The organism is Halorubrum sp. SD612, from assembly GCF_002135005.1.
In genome coordinates this window covers 1-3,044 of record NZ_NEWI01000231.1, presented here as the reverse complement: position 1 = coordinate 3,044, position 3,044 = coordinate 1, and the positions used below count along the sequence as shown (strand labels likewise).

At 72.7% G+C, this 3,044-nt stretch carries 4 protein-coding genes; 1 reads left to right on the top strand and 3 read right to left on the bottom strand.

Annotation, left to right across the window (positions count from 1 at the left end; translation table 11 throughout):
• The coding region (locus B9G38_RS15620) for an MFS transporter (protein ID WP_086220987.1) at positions 1-1,159 on the bottom strand (1,159 nt) is incomplete at its 3' end.
• A gap of 206 nt (positions 1,160-1,365) precedes the next feature.
• Between B9G38_RS15620 and B9G38_RS15615 the strand changes: the two genes are divergently transcribed.
• Entirely contained in the window at positions 1,366-1,761 is a 396-nt protein-coding gene (locus tag B9G38_RS15615) for a CopG family ribbon-helix-helix protein (protein ID WP_086220986.1), read from the top strand.
• A gap of 29 nt (positions 1,762-1,790) precedes the next feature.
• On the opposite strand, the gene B9G38_RS15610 is transcribed toward B9G38_RS15615, so the two are convergent.
• Both B9G38_RS15610 and B9G38_RS15605 read right to left on the bottom strand, forming a co-directional pair.
• On the bottom strand, positions 1,791-2,084 hold the full coding sequence (locus B9G38_RS15610; RefSeq protein ID WP_086220985.1) for a chorismate mutase: 294 nt from the start codon (positions 2,082-2,084) through the stop codon (positions 1,791-1,793).
• 64 nt (positions 2,085-2,148) lie between these two features.
• On the bottom strand, positions 2,149-3,044 hold an 896-nt coding region (locus B9G38_RS15605), incomplete at its 5' end, for a shikimate kinase (protein ID WP_198945719.1).

Genomic DNA, 3,044 nt, shown 5'->3' with positions numbered 1-3,044 from the left:
CCGCGCGGACCGCCGCCCCGAACCCGAGCGGGCGGGTCGCCAGCGCGACGGCGACGCCCATGACCACCGGGGTCGCCGTCGCCGCCGCGCGCCCGCTCCCCTCGCCGAGGCTGACCAGCCCCCCGCGCAGGTCCGCCGGCGGGAGGGTCGTGATGACGCTCCGGTAGACGGAGAGCACGAGCCCGAAGCCGACCCCCATGAGCGCGACGCCGACCGCGGCGACCGGGAGCGACCGGGCGAGGAAGGCGAGGCCGAGCCCCGCCCCCATCGACAGGTTCAGGGCCACGAGCGGGTAGAGGCGGTCGTCGAACACCTCGGCGATCCGGCCGGCCTGCGTCGCCGCCAGCGCGTAGGTCAGGCTCGCGAGCGCCGCGAGCGCCCCCGCCTCCGCCGGCGTGTACCCGAGCACGTCGACGACGAGGATCGAGTTGTACGTGAGGAAGCCGAACCACGCGACGTTCGCGCTCCCGCGGGCGACGACCATGGTCCACGCCCGGCGGTGCGCGACGAGCGCGCGCATGTCCCCGATCTGGTCGCGGACGCCCGCCTCGGACCCCTCGTCGCCCGCCTCGGCGAGCGGCTCTTCGAGGTGGACGTAGACGACGGCGGCGATCGGGAAGGCGACGGCGTACAGGAGGAAGGGGTACTGCCACGCCATCCCGACGAGCACCCCCGCGGCGAGCGGGAAGGCCGTCTGGGAGAGCCCCGAGCCGGTGAACCGGAGTCCCTGCGCGGTCGCCTCCTTCGTGCCCGCGTACAGGTCGCCGAGGCTGGTGATGATGATCGGCGTGAGCGCGGCGAAGCCGACCCCCTGGAGCGCGCGCAGGGCGAGGGCCGCGCCGAACGTCGAGACGAAGGCGATGGCGGTGCCGGTGAGGCCGAACCAGACGAGTCCGAAGAGCAGCACCGGGCGGCGCCCGTACCGGTCGGAGATCGCGCCAGCGATCGGGATAACGACGATCGAGGGCGCGGTGAACGCCGACATCATGAGCCCGATGTTCGCCGTCGAGGCGCCGAGCGGCTCGACGAGGGACCCGAGCACCGGCGAGAGGAGCGCGGTGCCGAGCGGCGGCAGCACGTTGACGAGCAACAGCAACTGGAACGGTCGCTCCCGGACGATCCCCGAGTCGGCACCCGCGATCGACGAGGGCGATACCACGGCAGCCCGCACGCCGTCGCGCGAAGTAAAGCTACGCCTTCCAGAAGCGCGACGCGCGTCGGAGGGGCGCCCGCGAGCGGTCCGAACCTGTTCGTGCGGAACGTTCGGCCCGTGACGGCCGGACCCGGACCGTTTCGGGCCGATCGTATCGAACGGAGTCGTCGGGACACCGGCCCTCTTGTGTCCGCGGGCGCGACGACGAGGTGATGCGAACGAGTTTCAACATCCCCGACGGGCTGCTGGAGGAGTTCGACCGGACGTGGCGAGAGGAGGGAATCGAGAACCGGTCGCGGGCGGTACGGGAGGCCATGCTGGAGTTCGTCGAGTCGCACTCGCGGCTCGAAGACACGTCCGGCGAGGTCGTCGCGCTCGTCGGCTTCGACTACCGACACCACGACGTGATCCGGGAGCTCCACGGCGTCCAACACGAGTACCAGGAGGTGATCCTCAACACGAGCCACACCCATCAGGGCGAGTGGTGTCTCGAATCGCTGTTCTGCCGCGGGGACGCCGAGCGCGTCCGCGAACTGACGTACCGGCTCCGCGACTTCGACGCCGTGCGCCGGGTGAAGGTGATGCTGATCCGGGACGGCGGCGAGTAGCGTGGGAGCCGCGTCGACCGGCGAGGGCGCTATCGGGATTCCCGCTGCTCTACCTTGTTCAGCTCGATCAGCAGCCGGAAGATCGCCTTCACGAGGTTGGCGTCGACGTCGAAGCGCTCGGCGTTCTCGCCGGCGCGCTCCATCACGCGCTCCTCTTGACCCTCGTCGGTCGTCGGGAGGTCGCGTTCGTCTTTCACGGCCGCGACCGTGTCGGCGACGTAGGTGCGGCGGGCGATCAGTTCGACGATCTCGCGGTCGATGTCTTCGATCTCGCGTCGCAGTTCGTCGAGGCTCCGGTCTTCCGCGTTGGGTGTGTCGCTCATTGGTTGGTAGTGGAGTCGGTGGGTGGTGTGTGGCGGGGGTAGTCCGTGGTGTGCCCGCGGGCGCTCACTCGACGGTCGCGCCGTCGTTCCTGGTCGCCGTTCGCCGCAGCGTTCCGGGGCGGTCGCCCCACGCGTCGGCGACCGCGTCGAGGTCTGTCTCGGGGTCGGCGGGATCGGCGACGGCGACGACGCTGGGGCCGGTGCCGGACAGCGACACCGCGGTGGCGTGCGGCATCGCCTCCACGGCGGGGTCGGCGTCGAAGCCGAGCGCGGCCGAGAACGCCAGCCCGTTCACCGTCATCGCCTCGCCGTACCGGCCGTCGAGCGCGAGGTCGGCGACGAGGTCGGCCATCGGCGCCACGGCCTCGCAGCCCGCCACGTCGGCGTCGGCCGAGTAGGCCCGCTCCGGCGGCGTCCACACGAGGACGTCCCAGTCGACGGTCTCGCGGGCGCGAAGCTCGTCCGCGTCGTTGTCGGTGACGGTGACGCCGCCGAGCATCGACGCGGTCGCGTCGTCGAACGCGCCCGTGACCGTGACGCCGGCCTCGCGGGCCGCGCGCACGCCGAGCCGACAGGCCTCAAGCCGGGTGACGTCGACGGCGGGGTCGCCCGGGTCGTCGCCGACCGCGTCGTCACTTGCGCGGTCGCCGTCGCCGACCGCGAGCCCGAGCGCGTCGCAGGTCGCGAGGACGGTCGCGTTGGCGGCCGCGCTGGAGCTCTTGAGGCCGGCCGCCAGCGGCACGTCGCTGTCGGTCCGGACCGACCCGCCCTCGCCGTCGCCCCAGCGCTCGGTCGCGAGCGCGACGCAGCGCTCGATCAGGGCGGTGTCGGCGGCGGCGTCCTCGGCGATCTCCCCGTCGACGCCGTCGGCCGCGGGGTCGAGTTCGACCGTCGCGCGCGTCTCGACGTCGATGCCGAACGCCGCGCCCGTGCCGGTCGCGAGCGCGTTCAACACGGTCC